Origin of the sequence: Radicibacter daui (assembly GCA_030657355.1) — a bacterium.
Lineage (GTDB): Bacteria > Pseudomonadota > Alphaproteobacteria > Radicibacterales > Radicibacteraceae > Radicibacter > Radicibacter daui.
This window is the reverse complement of the sequence record CP131056.1, coordinates 1,212,715-1,228,092: the sequence shown is the minus strand read 5'-3', so window position 1 is coordinate 1,228,092 and position 15,378 is coordinate 1,212,715. Positions and strand designations below refer to the sequence as shown.

Here is a 15,378-nt window from a genome sequence, read left to right as displayed (position 1 = left end):
CCCGACCATAAATAGGGTTCAGCGCGCACTATACAATGGCAAACGGCGTGCTGGCGACTGGGCTTTGCGGCAAAAACCGGCAGCCGAACCGTTCTTTGTGCGGATCCGGTACAAAAAACGGCAAGAACAGCGATCCGCCCTCCTCCATCAGCACCGGCAATGTCGCGGCAACATCGGCCGGCAATTCTTCCAGCCCGCTGCCGGCGGCGCATTCGGCCCAGGCGCCGGAAAGCAGGCTTTGCTGTCGTGCTGCCTCGACTGAAAGCACCGTGCCGGCGTGGCCGGCCGGTGCGGTTACGACAAACCGTGTTTCCCACCGTGCTGTCTGCCCGGCAGCCAGCGACAAGGGGGGGAGGACAAAACGTCCCGCCTCCCGCGTCATCAGCCAGCGCCCGCCCCGGAACGGGCGTAACAGGCAGCCGGCAAGGGTGGCGGCTCTGCCGGCCATGAGGTCGGCAAGGGCAAGGGTCACCGCCTCCCGCCCGGGCGGATAGGCATCGCCCCCGATCGCCCCCAGCAAAGCGGCAAGCAGATCGACAGCCGCGCCTCCCCCGCTCTCCAGCAGGGCATCGGGCTCCAGTTCCGCCCAGCCTTGCGCATGCAAATGACCGCAGGCTGCGAGCAAGCGCGCCCGTGCAGCTTCAATTGACTGGCGGTTACGGCCCGCTTCAACAGCGCCTGCCAGCAGGGCCTCGGGAGCCGGAAAAGCTGGATCGCCCGCAGCCAGACGACCCCGCAGGCGTACGCGCTCGAATTTTTCAGCGCTGTTGCTCGGGTCTTCCACCCATTCCAGCCCGGCAGCAAGGCAGGTGGCGATGAGGCGCGCTTTGGGGATGCCCAGAAGCGGGCGCAGCAACCGGCCCCAGGGCCGGGCGACGATGGCGCTCATACCGGCAAGCCCGAGCGGACCGCTGCCGCGCAACTCGCGCATCAGCACGGTTTCGGCCTGATCGCCGGCATGATGGGCAAGGAGAAGATGCAGGCGCCCGTCCGCAAGCGCGGCCTCGCCAAGCAGGCGGTGGCGGGCCTGCCGCGCAGCATCCTGGATGCCGCTGAAAGGCTTGTCGCCCTGCCAGCACAGAATGCGGGTCTGGAGCCCCAGGCGGAAGAGACGGTGGGCAACCAGCGCGGCTTCTTCCGCCGCTTCAGGGCGCAGACCGTGATCGACGATATAGGCGGCGGCATCGCCACCGCGGCTGCGGGCCCAGCCATTGGCCAGCCAGGCGAGCGCCGTGGAATCCGCCCCGCCCGAGACGGCCACCGCAAGGCGCGGCGGCCGCTCGAAGGGGCCGAACCGGTCCATGAGCGCGGCAAATTCCGCCGCGCTGACCGGACCGGCGGTCACGTTACGAACAGCCCAGCTTCTGCTGCTCCGCCTTGGCGCGGCTGATGGTACCCGGCGGGGCGTTCTTCACGTCGGAAATCAGCTTGGCATAGGTGACGCAGGCATTGTCCTTCTGGCCGAGGCCGGCCAGCGACAGGCCGAGCTTCAGCATGAAGTCCGGCGCCTTGGGGCTGGTCGGGTACTTCTGGTACCCCTCGCCAAAAGTCAGGGCCGCGCTGCGGAAATCATTGCGGCCATAATAGCTCTCACCCAGCCAGTACTGGGCGTTGGCGGCCAGATCATGGTTGGGATATTTGGCGAGGAAGTCCTTGAACGACACTTCGGCATTGGCGAAATCGCGCGAGCGCAGCTGCTCGATGGCGGAGTTATAGAGGCCGGCCGGATCGTTGGCGGCAGCGCTTGCGGTACGCGCGGCATCGCCGCTCGCCGTCGTCTCCGAAATGGAGCCGAGGCTGGTGGGTGCGAGCGGCGCCGGCTGGCCCCCGCCGGAAGGCGGCGGCGTGATACCGCCCGGATTGGCGGGCTGGGCCGCACTGGCTGTGTCAGCGGTCGCACCGGCTGCGGCGGCAGCACCGCCGGCCGTACCCTGTTCCAGCGCGCTCAGACGATACTCGACATCGCTCTTCATGGTGTCGAGCTGCTGCTGCAGCTTCTGTACCTGATTGCGCAGTTCCTCGACTTCGCCGGTCAGCTGCTGGTTCAGCCCTTCCATCTGCTGCAGACGGATTTCCTGGCTGGCGGCACTGCCGGAGGGAACCACCGGAGCCGTGCCGTCAGTGCTGGCACCGGCGCCACGGTAAACCTGCTGGTTCAGCACGCGCACGTCGCGCTCCAGCGTGTCGACGCGGCGAGACAGCGTGCCGACATCCTGCGCCATGGCCGGCAGGGCAACCAGGCCGGCGGCGGAACTTGCCAGCAGCACGGCCAGCAGCGCCGGAAGATGCCTCATGCGAAACGAAGCGGTCATAACAACTCGACTCCCTTGCTCTCATCTGGTGCCGCATGGCGAAGGGCAACCCGCCGGCCGCCAGTGAATATTCAGCCTACACTGGCATGCCTTCTGGGCCGGAAAGATGGCGCAAAACTGCCATCAACCCGGCAGCTTGACCAGCCCTGACGGCCGGAGTGACGCCGGCCCCTGCCCTTTTCCCAAAACGACACGGCACCGGAAAGGCTCCCGGTGCCGTGCCTTGCAAACTGTAACAGCCGGAGGCGCTATCAGTTGATCGTGGTGACCGCACGGCGGTTCTGCGCCCAGGCAGATTCATTGCTGCCCACGGCCGCCGGACGTTCCTTGCCGAAGCTGACGGTCGAGATGCGGCTCCCGCTGATACCGGCGGCAATCAGGTAGTTCTTGACCGCGGTGGCACGGCGATCGCCAAGCGCGAGGTTATATTCACGCGTACCGCGCTCGTCCGAATGGCCTTCGATGGTCACGGAGATCGACGGGTAACGGCGCAGCCACTCGGCCTGGCGCGACAGGATCTGCTGGCCTTCGGAGGAGACATTGTACTGGTCGAAGCCGAAGAGCACCCGGTCGCCGACATTCACGGCGAGGTCTTCCTGGCTGCCCGGCTGGACATTGCCCTGCATGGACGAGCTGGAAATATCGGACCCGTTGGCGCCGTAGTTCGAGCCGGCATTGGCGCCGGAATTGTAGCCGCCATCGCTGGCTGCCAGCGAGCTGTCCTCGCCATCGCTGGAGCAGGCGGCGAGCAGCAGGACGGCAGCGGCCATGCTGAGAAACTTGAGATTCATTGTCTTCCCCCGAAAGAACCGGAAAGCGTTGTCGCCCCGGGTGGCTGGTGGTTTGGCAGATGCGCTTTCGACGGCGCGGGTGGTCAAACTGGCTTTGTCCCTTCAAGGGAGGCCGGCGACAAACCCCGTCGCCGGTTTCCCCCTTCAGGGCCACGGTTTACGGAATGAGCGGCGACCAGGCCGGGTCGGACGCATCCTGCGGTGTTTCCACCTGGCGCAGGTTGTTGCCCGTCAGGTCAACCGAGTAGAGCTTGGCGATACGGCCACGGTCATCCTGACCGCTCGGCTTTTCCTCAAAGAACATTAGCACACGGCCGTTCGGCGCCCAGGTGGGGCCTTCGGCATGGAAAGCGCGGGTCAGCATGCGCTCGCCGGTGCCGTCCGGACGGATGACGCCGATATAGAACTCACCCTGGAACAGGCGGGTGAAGGCGATGAGGTCACCGCGCGGCGACCACACCGGCGTAGCATAGCGGCCCTGGCCGAAGCTGATACGGGTCGGGTTACCGCCATCGGCATCCATCACATAAATCTGCTGGGTACCGCTGCGGTCAGACTCAAAGGTGATCTTGCGGCCGTCCGGAGAATAAGAGGGAGCCGTATCGATTGCCGGGTGGTTGGTGAGCTGGACCATGCGGCGGGTGCGCAGATCCATGCGGTAGATATCGGTATTGCCGTCCTGGGCCAGCGACATCACCACGGCATTGCCATCCGGGCTGAAGCGCGGCGCGAAGCTCATACCCGGGAAATCACCCAGACGCTCCTGGCGGCCGTTATCGATGTTGAAGAGGTAAACGCGCGGCACATTGCCGACATAGGAGAGATAGGTGATCTCCTGCGCGGTCGGCGAGAAACGCGGCGTCAGCACCAGATTGGTACCATCGGTCAGGAAGCGGTTGTTGGCACCGTCCTGGTCCATGATCGACAGGCGCTTGATCCGGCGGTTGGCCGGGCCGCTTTCAGCGATATAGACGACACGGGTGTCGAAATAACCTTCTTCACCGGTGATGCGCTTGTAAACCTCGTCAGCCACCTTGTGCGCAATGCGGCGCCAGCCCTGCGGCGAGGCCGAGAAGGCGATGCCGGCGATCTGCTGCTCGGAGAGCACATCCCACAGGCGGAACTCGACGCGGATGAGACCATCGCCCTGCGACTTCACCGCACCGGCGATCAGCGCCTGCGCGTTGACAGCGCGCCAGTCGGCAAATCGCGGGCCGGCCTGAAGGCTGGCGCTGTCCTGCAGAAACGCTGCCGGGTTCACCGGACGGAAGAGGCCGGAACGCTCCAGATCGGCACTGACCACGCCGGTGATCTGGCTGGCGACATCCTGCTCGCTCGGGCCGGTCGCATAAAACGGCGTCACGGCGATGGGCATCGGGTCAAAGTTGCCCTTGGTGATGTCGATGCGCAACTCGGCCGCGGCCGGCGCCGCCAGCATCGGCATCGAGACAGCAAGCCCGGCCCCCAGCAGGCACAGGCAACTCACAAACGCACCAAGGCGGCGCGTGACGGACAATCCGGCCGCGATGGCGGCGCGAACGGCTGGGCGTGTCGCGGTAATCGTCGGGTCGGTCATGGCGTCAGAACATGTCCTTTGGATTGAAGACGAAGGTTAAACGCGGCAAGGAGCAATTTTATCCCCGCAGTCTTGCGGGCTGGCGAACGGGATGCGCTGCTGCGCAATCCCGCTACACCGGGCAGTTAGTCGCCTTAAAGCACATCCTGCGGATCAAACCCCATAATGAACGAATGGTAGGTCTCGATCTTGTCCTTGGGCAGCTTCAGCGGCTGGCACGCCGGGTTTGAAACCGCGCGAATAGCACTCTCGGCCAGGGTGCGATAAGCGCGGTCCGTGGCCATCCGGGCGCTGTTTACCACCGTCGCTGACTTTACCCTAGCCTCGGAATCAAGGGTGATCTGGATATCCACGGACATATCCTGGACACCCTGCGCACCCGCCGGAATAGACCAGCACTTTGCCATCTGCGCCCGGATTGCATCCGTCTCGCTCATCGTAAGCCGGTTCGCGAGCGGCGCATCGGGCTGTGCTTCCGCCGTCTGTGTCGGCTTGGCATTGGCCTTGGTCGGCTGATCGGTCTTGGCCTGATCGGGCACGTTCAGAAGGTTCTTCAGCAGAGAGTCAAAATTCTGCGAGGTATCCTTCGGCTTCTCAGGCGGCTTTTCGGCCGTCTTGACCGGTTGTTCCTTCTTGGGCTGCTCGGCAGGCTTCTTCGGCTCCTCCTTGGCCGGCGCCGGCTTGGGCGGCGTCGGTTTCGGCGGCTCTTCCTTCTTCGGCTCCGGCTTGGGCGGTGGGGGCGGTGTGGGCGTGGGCGCAGGCGCCGGCTCCAGGGGCTTCACCGGATCGGGGGGCTTGGGTGCTTCACGCGGCTGGATCGGCTCCACCTTCGGCGGCTCCGGCGCCTTGATGTCCTCCGGCGGGGCCTTGGGTGCGGGCGGCGTTTCCGGCGCGGCTTGCGGCGGCGGCGGTGTGGAAGCCTTGGGCGGCGGCGGAGGCGTCTTTACCGGCTCCGGCGGTTTGTCGGGTTTGGGAGCCGGGGTCGGGTTGGCGTCAGCGGTCCGCGTCGTCATCTCCGAGATGTCGACAATCTCGACCGCGACCGGCTGCGGCAGTTCCACCGGCTTGTCGATCCACGGCAGGCCGAAGATCGAAAGCAGGAACACGAGAACGTGCAGGACTACCGAGGCAATGACAGAAGTGTTCAGACCGCGACGCATCGAGCCGTCATCTCCAACACCGCTGGGGGCTTACCCCGGCAAGCCTGCACGTTCACGAGGATCATTTTTGCTCCGGCAAGGCCACAAGGGCGACGCGCTTGTAACCGGCCCTGGTTACCTCGCCCATCACCTGCATGATCCGGCCGTAATTGAGGTTGGCATCGCCGCGCACGAAGATGCGCTGGTCGGGCTTCTCGCCAATGATGGCCTGCAATAGTGGCACCAGGTTGGCGATTTCCACCTTCTGCTCCTGAACGAAAATCTCGCCCTGGGCATTGACGGAAACGACGAGCGGCTCGGTCTGTTCCGCAATCGCGGGAGCATTGGAGCGCGGCAGGTCCACCGGCACGCCCACGGTCAGCAGCGGGGCTGCGACCATGAACACGATGAGAAGCACGAGCATCACGTCCACGAGCGGCGTAACGTTGATGTCGCTCATGGCGGCGGCGCGTGTGCGCCGACGGCCGCGCTTGCGCCCGCCTCCGCCGCCTCCGGCCAGTGCAGCGCCCATCAGGCGCGCTCCTCGAGATAGCGACCGAGAATGGCGCTGAATTCGATGGAGAAGTTATCCAGCCGGTCGGTGTAGTGGCCGATATCGCTGGAGAACTTGTTGTAGGCCAGCACCGCCGGGATAGCGGCAACAAGGCCCATGGCGGTGGCGAACAGCGCTTCGGCGATACCCGGCGCCACGACGGCGAGCGAGGTATTGTTGGACGCCGCGATCGACTGGAAGCTGTTCATGATGCCCCAGACGGTGGCGAACAGGCCGATGAACGGCGCCGTCGACCCGAGGGAGGCGAGGAAGGTCATCTGCTTGGAGACGTCGGCAAGCTCGCGGTCCATCGTCACCTGCATCACGCGCTCGATGCGCTGCTGCAGCGAGGCCTTGAGTTCGGCCGATTTCGGCAGGCCCTTCTGCGTGCCCTGGCGCCATTCCTTCATGCCGGCCACGAAGATGGCGGACATCGGATCGGCCGGGTCGGCGCCGATGCTGTCATAAAGCCCGTCCAGCGAGCCGCCGGACCAGAAACGCTCCTCGAACCCGTCGGCACGCCCGCGCAGGCGGCGCATGCGCATCGACTTGTCGATGATGAGCGCCCAGCACCAGACGGAGCAGCCCAGGAGGGCCAGCATCACGGCTTTGACGATAATGTCTGCCTGCAGGAACAGGGCAAACATGCTGAGGCTGTGCGGTGCCGTTCCGGCCATCTGGACCGTATCGATCACACTGCTTTCCATTACAACTCCCCCGAGGGCGCCGACGCCATAGCCCCTTGTGGGGCACTGGGCGGTGTTTCATCGAACAAATATGGCTGCAGCGCGGCACGCAGCATTTCGGGCATACGCCGGGCTGCAAGTGTGCGTGTGTCGACACACACCAGCGACAGGCGCATGGAGGCCAGAAGCGTCGCATTCCCGCGGCCGGTGCCCTTCAGCACGTCCTGCCGGAACTTGAGGCTCGCCCCGCCCAGATGCGTGACCCGCGTGGCCACGGTGACGTGATCGGCAAGGCGCGCAGGCGCCAGCCAATCGATATCCGCGTGGCGCAGGACGAAAGCCATGTTTTCTTCCTGAGCCAGCCTTTCCGGCTGCATCGCCAGCTGATGCAGCATTTCCATACGGCCACGTTCGGCGAAGTCGAAATAGCGCGCGTGGTAGCAGATGCCCCCCGCGTCAGTATCCTGGTAGTAGATGCGTAAAGGCAGGCAGTGGACACCGTCTTCGAAGTGTCCGGCATTAAAAGCGCCGCCGGTCAGTTCCATCAGTAATCCTCATCGCCCCCAGCGGCATCCCCACCGCTTGTTTTGCTGCTGTTATCAGGCCCCGCGGCGCCAAACAAGTCGCCCTGTTGCAATGCAGCAGCTGTGTTGCCGCCTTGCGTCAGGTGATGCGGCACGGCAAGGCCCAGATAACGGTACCCCGAGGCCGCCAGCATACGCCCGCGTGGGGTCCGCATGAGTAAACCCTGCTGCATCAGATAAGGTTCAATAACATCTTCCAGAACGTCGCGCTGATCGCCCAGCGCGGCGGCCATCGTCTCCACGCCAACCGGCCCGCCGCCATAATTTTCCGCCATGCAGGCAAGATAACGGCGGTCCATCGCGTCAAATCCGCGCTCGTCGATATCGAGCCGGCGCAGCGCGGCATCGGCCACCCGCGCATCGATGACCGCCGCCCCGGCAACAGCCGCAAAATCGCGCACCCGGCGCAAGAGGCGCCCGGCAATACGCGGCGTGCCGCGCGAGCGGGTGGCGATCTCCGCCGCGCCCTCGTCCGACAACACCATGCCCAGCACGCGCCCGCCCCGGCTGACGATGCCGGTCAGCTCCTCCGGCGTATAGAATTCAAGCCGCAGCGGAATGCCGAAACGGTCGCGCAGCGGCTGGGAGATGAGGCCCGAGCGGGTGGTGGCACCGATGAGGGTGAAGCGCGGCAGATCGATGCGTACGGAGCGCGCGGCCGGCCCTTCGCCGATAATGAGGTCGAGCTGGAAATCCTCCATGGCGGGATAGAGGATTTCTTCCACCGCCGGGTTCAGGCGGTGGATTTCGTCGATAAAGAGCACATCATGCTGCTGCAGGTTGGTGAGCAGCGCGGCAAGATCGCCCGCCCTTGCGATGACGGGGCCCGAGGTGGCGCGAAAGCCCACGCCAAGCTCGCGCGCCACGATCTGGGCAAGGGTGGTCTTGCCAAGGCCGGGCGGGCCGAACAGCAGCACATGGTCCAGCGCCTCCCCGCGGGTGCGGGCCGCTTCCACGAAGATGCGCAGATTTTCGCGCGTCCGGGCCTGGCCGGTAAAATCATCGAGGCTGAGCGGACGCAGCGAGGCATCGGGATCGCCCTCCTGCCGCTCGCCGTCGATCAGCCGTTCCCCGTCCCGGTCAAACCCGCTCATTGGGTGCTAAGCTCCCTGAGGGCTGCCGGAATAAGGGCATCGAGCGACACCCCCTCCCCCAGCCGCCCGCGCACCGCCATAACGGCGGTAAAGGCTTCTGCCCGCTTGTAACCGAGATTGACGAGGGCGGAGACGGCATCTTCCGCTACCCGGCCGGCGGCGGCAGCCGCGTCAGTCGCCGCGCCGCCCTTGGCCGGGGAAACATCGGCCACGGTCACGCCGCCGGTGCCGCCCAGCGACAGGCTGCCAACCTTGCCGCTCAGTTCGTTGACGATACGGGCCGCCAGCTTGGGGCCGACGCCATCGGCCGCGGTCAGCGTCTTCTGGTCCTTCGACGCGATGACGGCGGTAAGCTGCCCCGGCTCGATCACCGAGAGAATGGCAAGGCCGACGCGGGCGCCGACGCCCTGCACGGTGGTGAGCAGGCGAAACCAGTCGCGCTCGCCACGGTCAATAAAACCGAAGAGTTCGAACGCGTCCTCGCGGATGCGGGTTTCGATCTCCAGCGCCACGCCGGTGCCAGCCGCGCCGAGGCGGCGCAGAGTGCGGGCAGAGGCATGGACGAGATAACCGACACCGCCGACATCGATGACGGCGAAATCCTCATCGACGGAATCAACAAGACCTTTAAGGCGGGCAATCATGGAACGGTGCGGCTCCCCCGAGGCGCTAAAATCCTGACGTTCCTGATTGATAGGCAAGCCCGGGCGGCGGCGCAACAACCATGCCGGAACAGGCCGGGAACATGGGCCCCGGCTCCGGGGCAAAACAACGCCTAAAAGTCTGGCAGAAAAGCAAAAATCCCGGCTGCGTCAGTGCAGGCGGGCGGTCAGGATTTTGAGGCCGGCAAAACCGAAGGCGAGCGCGAACGCCCCTTCGAACCAGCGGCGCAGGCGGAAATAGCCCCGCACCACCGCCGCATTGGAAAAGAGCAGCGCGTAGCCGTGGAAAATGCAGGCGCTCTGCAGCCCGACCAGCGCGATGATCGTCACCAGATCGAGCGGCCGGGCGGTGGCCGGCACGCCGATGGCGTAGAGCGAGCCGAAAAACAGGATGGCCTTGGGGTTGGTGATGTGCAGCGCAAGCCCGCGCGACCAGACCCGCCGGGCCGGCACAGGGTCCATCACCACACCCGGGGCAGCAGATGGAACCGGCTGTGCGGCACCGGGCTTCAGCGCACTGCGGGCGGACTTGAAGGCCAGGAACAGCAGATAACCGCCGCCCAGATAGCGCATGATCTCGAAGACCCAGGCATTGGCCAGCATGATGGCGCCAAGGCCGAAAGCCGCGCTCACGGACCAGAACAGCGACCCCGTCATGACGCCGGAAGCCAGAAGCAGCGCCGACCGCCGCCCGTCGCGCATGGCCGTGCCGGCAAGAGCAAGCGTGGTCGGCCCCGGGCTTGCGGTTGCCAGAAAGGCCGCGGAGAGGATGAGGGGCAGATGCAGGCTTTCCAGCATGGCGGTGGCTCAGCAACAAATCAAAAGCCCCGCATGGTGACACCGGCAAGGCTTGTCCTGTCAATGGCAGGGGGCCGGACCACAAACATCTATGGCCCTGCGCCTCTGCGGCCATCACCGGCCGCCCCTGCGCGGGGAGAGCATCTGCGCCCGCACCCCCAGGGCCGCTACAGCCGCCCGAAAATCTCCCGCAATTTCAGCCGCTTCGGAGAGGGCATAGAGGCGCTCGGCAAGAAGAAGCTCTTCGCGGGCCACAAGGTCGGCTTTTGTTGCTGCGTACCGGGAGATTTCCACACAGATCTCATCATTTGCCAACATTCTGGAGGCTGCGAAACGCGCGCTGCGGGAAGAGTAGCCGGCAAGGCGCGCGGCCTGGGCGCCGGAATAGAAACCGGTGGAATAGAGCGCGCAAAATTTGCGCTGCCGGGCGTTTATTCGTAGCACCGCCCCTATCTTCTGCGGATCATCAACCTCTTCGTCATCATCCTGCAGCGGGGAGTTACCTTCTTTCAGACCGGCATCACCGGCGGCGAGGTCCGGGCCGAGCTCAGGTGCGGGTGCGGGGCCCGGTTCGGCGTCATCGGAACTGGCGGGGTGGCCGGGCCTGACAATGGACAAGCGCATGGGGTCTCCTCCTGACAGAAATCACGATATAGGCTTTTTATCCCATATTATGATTTTTGTCCAAAAAGCTTTCGCCGTGCATCGGCATGGTTAACTCCAGCTGACTACAAGACCATGTTGTGCACCGCCGTATTGACAGGCGTCCGCAGGCGGTTTACGAGCCGGAGAGGCAATGGATTTCTGCCGGATCGTGCTACCCCGCGATCAAACCGCCCGGTAAAACGGGCTGATGATTCCTACCACTCGCAACGAGGGTAGGAGTCTGTCTGTGCTGCTGATATCGCCTGAAGTTTATGGCCTCGCCGGCGCGAGCGGGAGGCTGCCTTGATTGTGCGGCTTCATCTCTCCACCGTCTGGACACAATTGATCGCGCTGGCGCGGTGGGCACTGATCATCCTTCCGATGGCGGCATTGGTAGGCAGTGCCTGCGCAGTTTTCCTGTGGGCGCTCGACGCGGCAACGCGGCTGCGCTTCGACCATCCGTGGCTGCTATGGGGCCTACCGCCGGCCGGCATGGCAATCGGCTGGATATACTGGAAGCTCGGCCGGCCGGCGGAAGCCGGCAACAACCTTATCGTCGACCAAATCCATGAGCCTGGCGCCGGCATTCCGCGCCGGATGGCTCCACTGATCCTCATCGCCACCGTCGTGACGCATCTCTTTGGCGGTTCCGCCGGGCGCGAGGGCACCGCGGTGCAGATGGGTGGCAGTGTGGCGAGCAGTATCGGCAAGCTCTTCCGCCTTGATGCGGCAGAGACACGCCTGATGCTGATGGGCGGCATTGCCGCCGGGTTCGGCGCCGTTTTTGGCACGCCAATCGCCGGTGCCGTCTTTGCGCTGGAAGTGCTGAGCGTGGGGCGCATCCAGTACGAGGCTGTGCTGCCTTGCCTGATCGCAGCGCTGCTTGGTGATTGGATATGCCAGGCTTGGGGCATCGAGCACACCGCCTATACCATTGCCTTGCCAGCCAATTTCCATGTCGATCCACTGCTTTTGGGCAAGGTGGTTATTGCCGGGATCATCTTCGGACTGGGCGGGTTGCTATTTGCCGAACTGACGCATGCCGTCTCCGGCATCGCCAAGCGGTTTATTCCGCAAGCTTGGTTAAGGCCAGGCGTTGGCGGAGCGCTGGTTATCGCTCTCGTCTATCTTTTCGGCACGCGCGATTATCTGGGCCTTGGCATTCTGGCAGAGGGACCGGGCTCTGTTACCATTCCTGCCTTGTTCGAGGCTGGTAATATTCATCCGTGGGCGTGGGCTTCCAAGCTCGCCTTCACGGTGGTTACGCTCGGCACCGGCTTCAAGGGCGGAGAAGTCACACCACTCTTCTTCATCGGTGCCGCGCTTGGTAATGCGCTTTCCAGCCTGCTTCATGCACCGACAGACCTGATGGCAGGTCTGGGCTTCGTAGCGATCTTTGCCGCCGCCGCCAACACACCGCTTGCCTGCATTTTGATGGGCATCGAACTGTTTGGCGCCGGTCAGACGCCCTATATCGCCGTCGCCTGCTTCGTCGCCTACGCTTTTAGCGGTCATTCCGGCATCTATCTCGCCCAGCGTCTGGCGGTTCCCAAGATTTCAACCGACGAGCTGGGGCCGGATATCGCCCTGCGCCAGATACGAGCAGTTCCGACTGTCGCGCGGCCCCTGCCCGCCCTTTCGTTCTTCTCCCGCAACACCAGACGGCCGACGGCCGGCAACCATCAGGAAAATCATAGAATGACCTTCAAGCATACCGTCGCGGCCAAGGAAGTGGGCATGGTCCGCATCTATCTGAAGCCGGGTGAAAAGCGACGCGGCGGCGGGAGGCTGGGCGGATGGCTGGCGCGGCCGCTCTATCGTGAGCTTGTTCTGGCCGCCAAGGCTGCCGGTATCGTCAATGCTGTTGCCCATCACACTCACTACGGCTTCAGCAATCACGGTGGCCTGGAACAAACCAACAGCGAGGTCGGCAATCCTGATCTGACGCTGTGCGTGGAACTGATCGGCTCGCGGGAACAACTGGAGGCCTTCTGCCGGCAGCAGGGTGAGAGCCTGCGGGACAAGGTGGTGGTCTACAAGCAGCTTGAGCACTGGCACATTCTGGGCACCGAGGCCGGACTGGACCAGCCGGAAACTATGGCAGCAACGGCCTGAGCAACACTGACAGCCGGGCGGGAACCATCGCTGCGATGGTTCCCGCCCGGCCCTTGAGGACAGCAAGATCAGACGGCGAAGACCGCTGCCTCCCGCTGGCGGATGCGCCGGACGGCCAGCGTGAGTGCTGCCGAGGCCAGCACGCACCAGAGCGCCATGAACAGCATCTGCGTGGGCAGCGAGACGCCGAAATCGATCAGCCAGCCGGTAAGGCCCGGCCCGATGGCGGTGGAAAGCACCATGCCGGAGACGGTGATGGCACGAATGCCGCCGAGATTGGCAAGGCCATACACCTCCGGCCACAGGGCACCGAGCAGGGTAGATGTGAAGCCGTTGCTGACACCCAGCAGCAGCATGAAGACATAGATGCCCCAGACCGGCGTGATGAGCGCGACACCGGCAGAAGCGACGGCAAGCGGGATGAGGAAAAACGGCATCAACGCCACGGCGCCGAACCGGTCAATCAGATGGCCGCAGACCAGCCCGAAGATAATCGTGGTGACCGACATGAGGGTGAAGGCGGCGGCAAAGACCAGCGGGTCATAGCCGCGCAACTCGATGAGATAACCCTGATGGAAGAAGATGACGGTGGCGATGAAAGCCGGAGCGAGTGTGCCGCTGAGGAGCAGATAGAGGATGGGGTCCCGGATAACCTCTGACCGCGTCCAGTCACGGGCGGTGCGCAGCTTGCCGCTGGCAACCTCCTGCGACTGCGGCACCCGCTCGATACGCATGAGCCAGACGATGAGCGGCAGGCCCACCAGCAGCAACAATGCAGCCGAGGCGAACCAGGGCGTGCGCCAGCTGCCGCTTGCCTGATCGATGATGACGACGAGTGCCGGCAGGATGGCCGAGCCCGCCTGCTGGCCCGGCGCGATGAGCGCCATCGCCCGGCCGCGACTGGCAACAAACCAGCGCCCGATCTCGGTAAAGGCGGTTTCCGTCATCATGCCTTGCCCGAAGAGGCGCAGCAGATAGAGCGCGAATGTCAGCACCACGATGTTGGGGGCGAGCGCCAGCAGCACGCAGGCAAAGGCAAGGGCGGGAATGGTGAAGAAGGCGACTTTCCAGCCCGGCATCAGGTCGAGCGTGCGGCCAAGCCAGGGCAGCGTCATCGCGCTGGCAAGGGTTGCCAGCATGTAGAGGCCGCCGAACGCACCACCCGACAGGTGAAAGGTCTCGCGCAGGGCATTACCCGACAGACCGATGAAAAAGGTTTGCCCGAAGGAGGAGAACATCGTGAGCAGGAAACCGCCGGCAAGCCAGCGGGCGTTCGCGCCGATGAAGGCGGCGGTGCTGCGGAAAAACAGGGTCATGAAAATCGCTCTGTCCGAAAAATCAGCATCAGAAATGCAAATGCCGACATTCAGGCAGAAAGCACCGTTGCTGGCAATGAATGCAAGTTGATCGGGCCGCTCCGAAAGCCCACAGGCGCAGCAGAAAGCGGCAGCTCCTTTCCTGCGCCTAGCCCAGAGCCGAGAGGCCGCTGCCAGCCACATAAAGCCCCACAAGGGCAATGAGCAGGCCGGAGAAGTAAGGTGCCTTGCGGGCCAGGGCACCAAAACCGGACCAGCGCCGGGAGACATGGCGCACACTGAGGGCCGCCAGCGTGCCCGAGGCCACAAGGGTGAGCGCGAGGCCGATACTGAAACACAAGACCAGGGCGGCGCCCAGCGTGATCTGCCCCAGTTGCAGGCACAAAAGCAGCACGGTAATGGACGCGGGACAGGGAATGAGACCGCCGGTCAGGCCGAACAGGATGATCTGCCCGGTGGTTACCTGACGGGTGGAAAAACGCCGGCTGATGTCGCGGGCATGGGCACGCTCATGGGCGTCGGCCGCCCCCTCCGCCCCCGGCAGGGAAATGCCATGCCCTTCATGATCATGGCTGTGACTGTCCCCGTGATGCCCGTGACGGTGGCCGTGCGGGTGAGCATGATCACCGTCATGAGGGTGGGCGTGCGGGGTATGACCGTCATGGTCATGGTTATGATCGTGGCTATGGTCGTGGCCATCATCGTGCCCATGGCCGTGATGGCGATCCCGCTGGCCGCGCCAGGTGCGCCAGACCATCCAGCCCGCCACCAGAAGGATGATGACACCTGAGGCAAGCTGGAACCACGGCTCTGATGCCTCGGCATTCCAGTTGCGCCCGAAATAGAGCCCGCCCATCGCAACAGCCCAGACAACCGCCGTATGAGACAGGGTGGCCGACAGCCCGAGCAGGGCCGCCTGTGCCACCGTTCCCCGGATGGCGACGATGAAGGCCGCCATCATCGTCTTGGAATGCCCGGGTTCCAGCCCGTGCAGCGCCCCCAGCAAAATAGCGCTTGGAATGAAGAGCCAGGCATTGCCCTGTTGCAGAAGGGTGGCAAATTCGGTCATGGAATGATCTCTGGAAGGGGCGGCCCGATGCATACCCC

Annotated in this window: 15 protein-coding genes and 1 riboswitch; of the genes, 1 reads left to right on the top strand and 14 read right to left on the bottom strand. The window is 64.4% G+C overall.

What is annotated here, in order from left to right; genetic code table 11:
• Positions 1–28 precede the first annotated feature (28 nt).
• The 12 genes from tilS to QTL98_RS05755 form a co-directional block, all read right to left on the bottom strand.
• On the bottom strand, positions 29–1,345 hold the full coding sequence (gene tilS, locus QTL98_RS05810; protein WP_445681280.1) for a tRNA lysidine(34) synthetase TilS: 1,317 nt from the start codon (positions 1,343–1,345) through the stop codon (positions 29–31).
• Between the two features lies 1 nt (position 1,346).
• Positions 1,347–2,312 carry a tol-pal system protein YbgF gene (ybgF, locus tag QTL98_RS05805; protein WP_445681279.1) on the bottom strand — a complete coding sequence of 322 codons (966 nt, stop codon included), beginning with the start codon at positions 2,310–2,312 and terminating at the stop codon, positions 1,347–1,349.
• A gap of 251 nt (positions 2,313–2,563) precedes the next feature.
• The gene (gene pal, locus QTL98_RS05800) at positions 2,564–3,103 is read right to left on the bottom strand and encodes a peptidoglycan-associated lipoprotein Pal (protein WP_445681278.1); all 540 of its coding nucleotides are present in this window, start codon (positions 3,101–3,103) and stop codon (positions 2,564–2,566) included.
• Between the two features lie 157 nt (positions 3,104–3,260).
• A complete protein-coding gene (tolB, locus tag QTL98_RS05795) occupies positions 3,261–4,547 on the bottom strand; it encodes a Tol-Pal system beta propeller repeat protein TolB (protein ID WP_510637551.1) in 1,287 nt (428 codons plus the stop codon).
• Positions 4,548–4,813: 266 nt separating this feature from the next.
• Entirely contained in the window at positions 4,814–5,839 is a 1,026-nt protein-coding gene (gene tolA, locus QTL98_RS05790; RefSeq protein ID WP_445681276.1) for a cell envelope integrity protein TolA, read from the bottom strand.
• 61 nt (positions 5,840–5,900) lie between these two features.
• The gene (tolR, locus tag QTL98_RS05785) at positions 5,901–6,350 is read right to left on the bottom strand and encodes a protein TolR (RefSeq protein ID WP_445681275.1); all 450 of its coding nucleotides are present in this window, start codon (positions 6,348–6,350) and stop codon (positions 5,901–5,903) included.
• Positions 6,350–7,078 (bottom strand): protein TolQ, encoded by a 729-nt coding sequence (tolQ, locus tag QTL98_RS05780; protein WP_445681274.1) that lies wholly within the window; start codon positions 7,076–7,078, stop codon positions 6,350–6,352. Before tolQ ends, tolR begins: the two co-directional genes overlap by 1 nt.
• Entirely contained in the window at positions 7,078–7,602 is a 525-nt protein-coding gene (locus QTL98_RS05775; protein WP_445681273.1) for a YbgC/FadM family acyl-CoA thioesterase, read from the bottom strand. The genes tolQ and QTL98_RS05775 overlap by 1 nt, the downstream gene beginning before the upstream one ends.
• Complete coding sequence (gene ruvB, locus QTL98_RS05770) at positions 7,602–8,735, bottom strand: Holliday junction branch migration DNA helicase RuvB (protein WP_445681272.1); 1,134 nt, start codon at positions 8,733–8,735, stop codon at positions 7,602–7,604. Before ruvB ends, QTL98_RS05775 begins: the two co-directional genes overlap by 1 nt.
• Positions 8,732–9,379, bottom strand: coding sequence for a Holliday junction branch migration protein RuvA (gene ruvA, locus QTL98_RS05765; RefSeq protein ID WP_445681271.1), 648 nt, complete (start codon positions 9,377–9,379; stop codon positions 8,732–8,734). Before ruvA ends, ruvB begins: the two co-directional genes overlap by 4 nt.
• A 168-nt stretch (positions 9,380–9,547) precedes the next feature.
• Positions 9,548–10,195, bottom strand: coding sequence for a LysE family translocator (locus QTL98_RS05760; RefSeq protein ID WP_445681270.1), 648 nt, complete (start codon positions 10,193–10,195; stop codon positions 9,548–9,550).
• 114 nt (positions 10,196–10,309) lie between these two features.
• On the bottom strand, positions 10,310–10,819 hold the full coding sequence (locus QTL98_RS05755; RefSeq protein WP_445681269.1) for a terminase small subunit: 510 nt from the start codon (positions 10,817–10,819) through the stop codon (positions 10,310–10,312).
• A gap of 159 nt (positions 10,820–10,978) precedes the next feature.
• Positions 10,979–11,065, top strand: a riboswitch (Fluoride riboswitch).
• A gap of 84 nt (positions 11,066–11,149) precedes the next feature.
• On the opposite strand from QTL98_RS05755, the gene QTL98_RS05750 reads away from it, so the two are divergent.
• Positions 11,150–12,955 (top strand): DUF190 domain-containing protein, encoded by a 1,806-nt coding sequence (locus QTL98_RS05750; RefSeq protein ID WP_445682095.1) that lies wholly within the window; start codon positions 11,150–11,152, stop codon positions 12,953–12,955.
• Positions 12,956–13,023: 68 nt separating this feature from the next.
• Here QTL98_RS05750 and QTL98_RS05745 read toward each other — a convergent pair whose 3' ends face one another.
• Together QTL98_RS05745 and QTL98_RS05740 are read right to left on the bottom strand one after the other, a co-directional pair.
• Positions 13,024–14,271, bottom strand: a complete 1,248-nt coding sequence (locus tag QTL98_RS05745) for an MFS transporter (protein ID WP_445681268.1) — start codon at positions 14,269–14,271, stop codon at positions 13,024–13,026.
• Positions 14,272–14,419: 148 nt separating this feature from the next.
• Positions 14,420–15,340: a nickel/cobalt efflux protein RcnA gene (locus QTL98_RS05740; RefSeq protein ID WP_445681267.1), complete on the bottom strand. Its 921-nt coding sequence runs from the start codon at positions 15,338–15,340 to the stop codon at positions 14,420–14,422.
• Positions 15,341–15,378: the final 38 nt, after the last annotated feature.

Bases quoted from the DNA above. Each gene is read 5' to 3' on its own strand.
- ybgF (WP_445681279.1), bottom strand. From the start codon at position 2,312: ATGACCGCTTCGTTTCGCATGAGGCATCTTCCGGCGCTGCTGGCCGTG.
- pal (WP_445681278.1), bottom strand. From the start codon at position 3,103: ATGAATCTCAAGTTTCTCAGCATGGCCGCTGCCGTCCTGCTGCTCGCC.
- tolB (WP_510637551.1), bottom strand. From the start codon at position 4,547: ATGCCGATGCTGGCGGCGCCGGCCGCGGCCGAGTTGCGCATCGACATC.
- tolA (WP_445681276.1), bottom strand. From the start codon at position 5,839: ATGCGTCGCGGTCTGAACACTTCTGTCATTGCCTCGGTAGTCCTGCAC.
- tolR (WP_445681275.1), bottom strand. From the start codon at position 6,350: ATGGGCGCTGCACTGGCCGGAGGCGGCGGAGGCGGGCGCAAGCGCGGC.
- tolQ (WP_445681274.1), bottom strand. From the start codon at position 7,078: ATGGAAAGCAGTGTGATCGATACGGTCCAGATGGCCGGAACGGCACCG.
- QTL98_RS05775 (WP_445681273.1), bottom strand. From the start codon at position 7,602: ATGGAACTGACCGGCGGCGCTTTTAATGCCGGACACTTCGAAGACGGT.
- ruvB (WP_445681272.1), bottom strand. From the start codon at position 8,735: ATGAGCGGGTTTGACCGGGACGGGGAACGGCTGATCGACGGCGAGCGG.
- ruvA (WP_445681271.1), bottom strand. From the start codon at position 9,379: ATGATTGCCCGCCTTAAAGGTCTTGTTGATTCCGTCGATGAGGATTTC.
- QTL98_RS05760 (WP_445681270.1), bottom strand. From the start codon at position 10,195: ATGCTGGAAAGCCTGCATCTGCCCCTCATCCTCTCCGCGGCCTTTCTG.
- QTL98_RS05755 (WP_445681269.1), bottom strand. From the start codon at position 10,819: ATGCGCTTGTCCATTGTCAGGCCCGGCCACCCCGCCAGTTCCGATGAC.
- QTL98_RS05745 (WP_445681268.1), bottom strand. From the start codon at position 14,271: ATGACCCTGTTTTTCCGCAGCACCGCCGCCTTCATCGGCGCGAACGCC.
- QTL98_RS05740 (WP_445681267.1), bottom strand. From the start codon at position 15,340: ATGACCGAATTTGCCACCCTTCTGCAACAGGGCAATGCCTGGCTCTTC.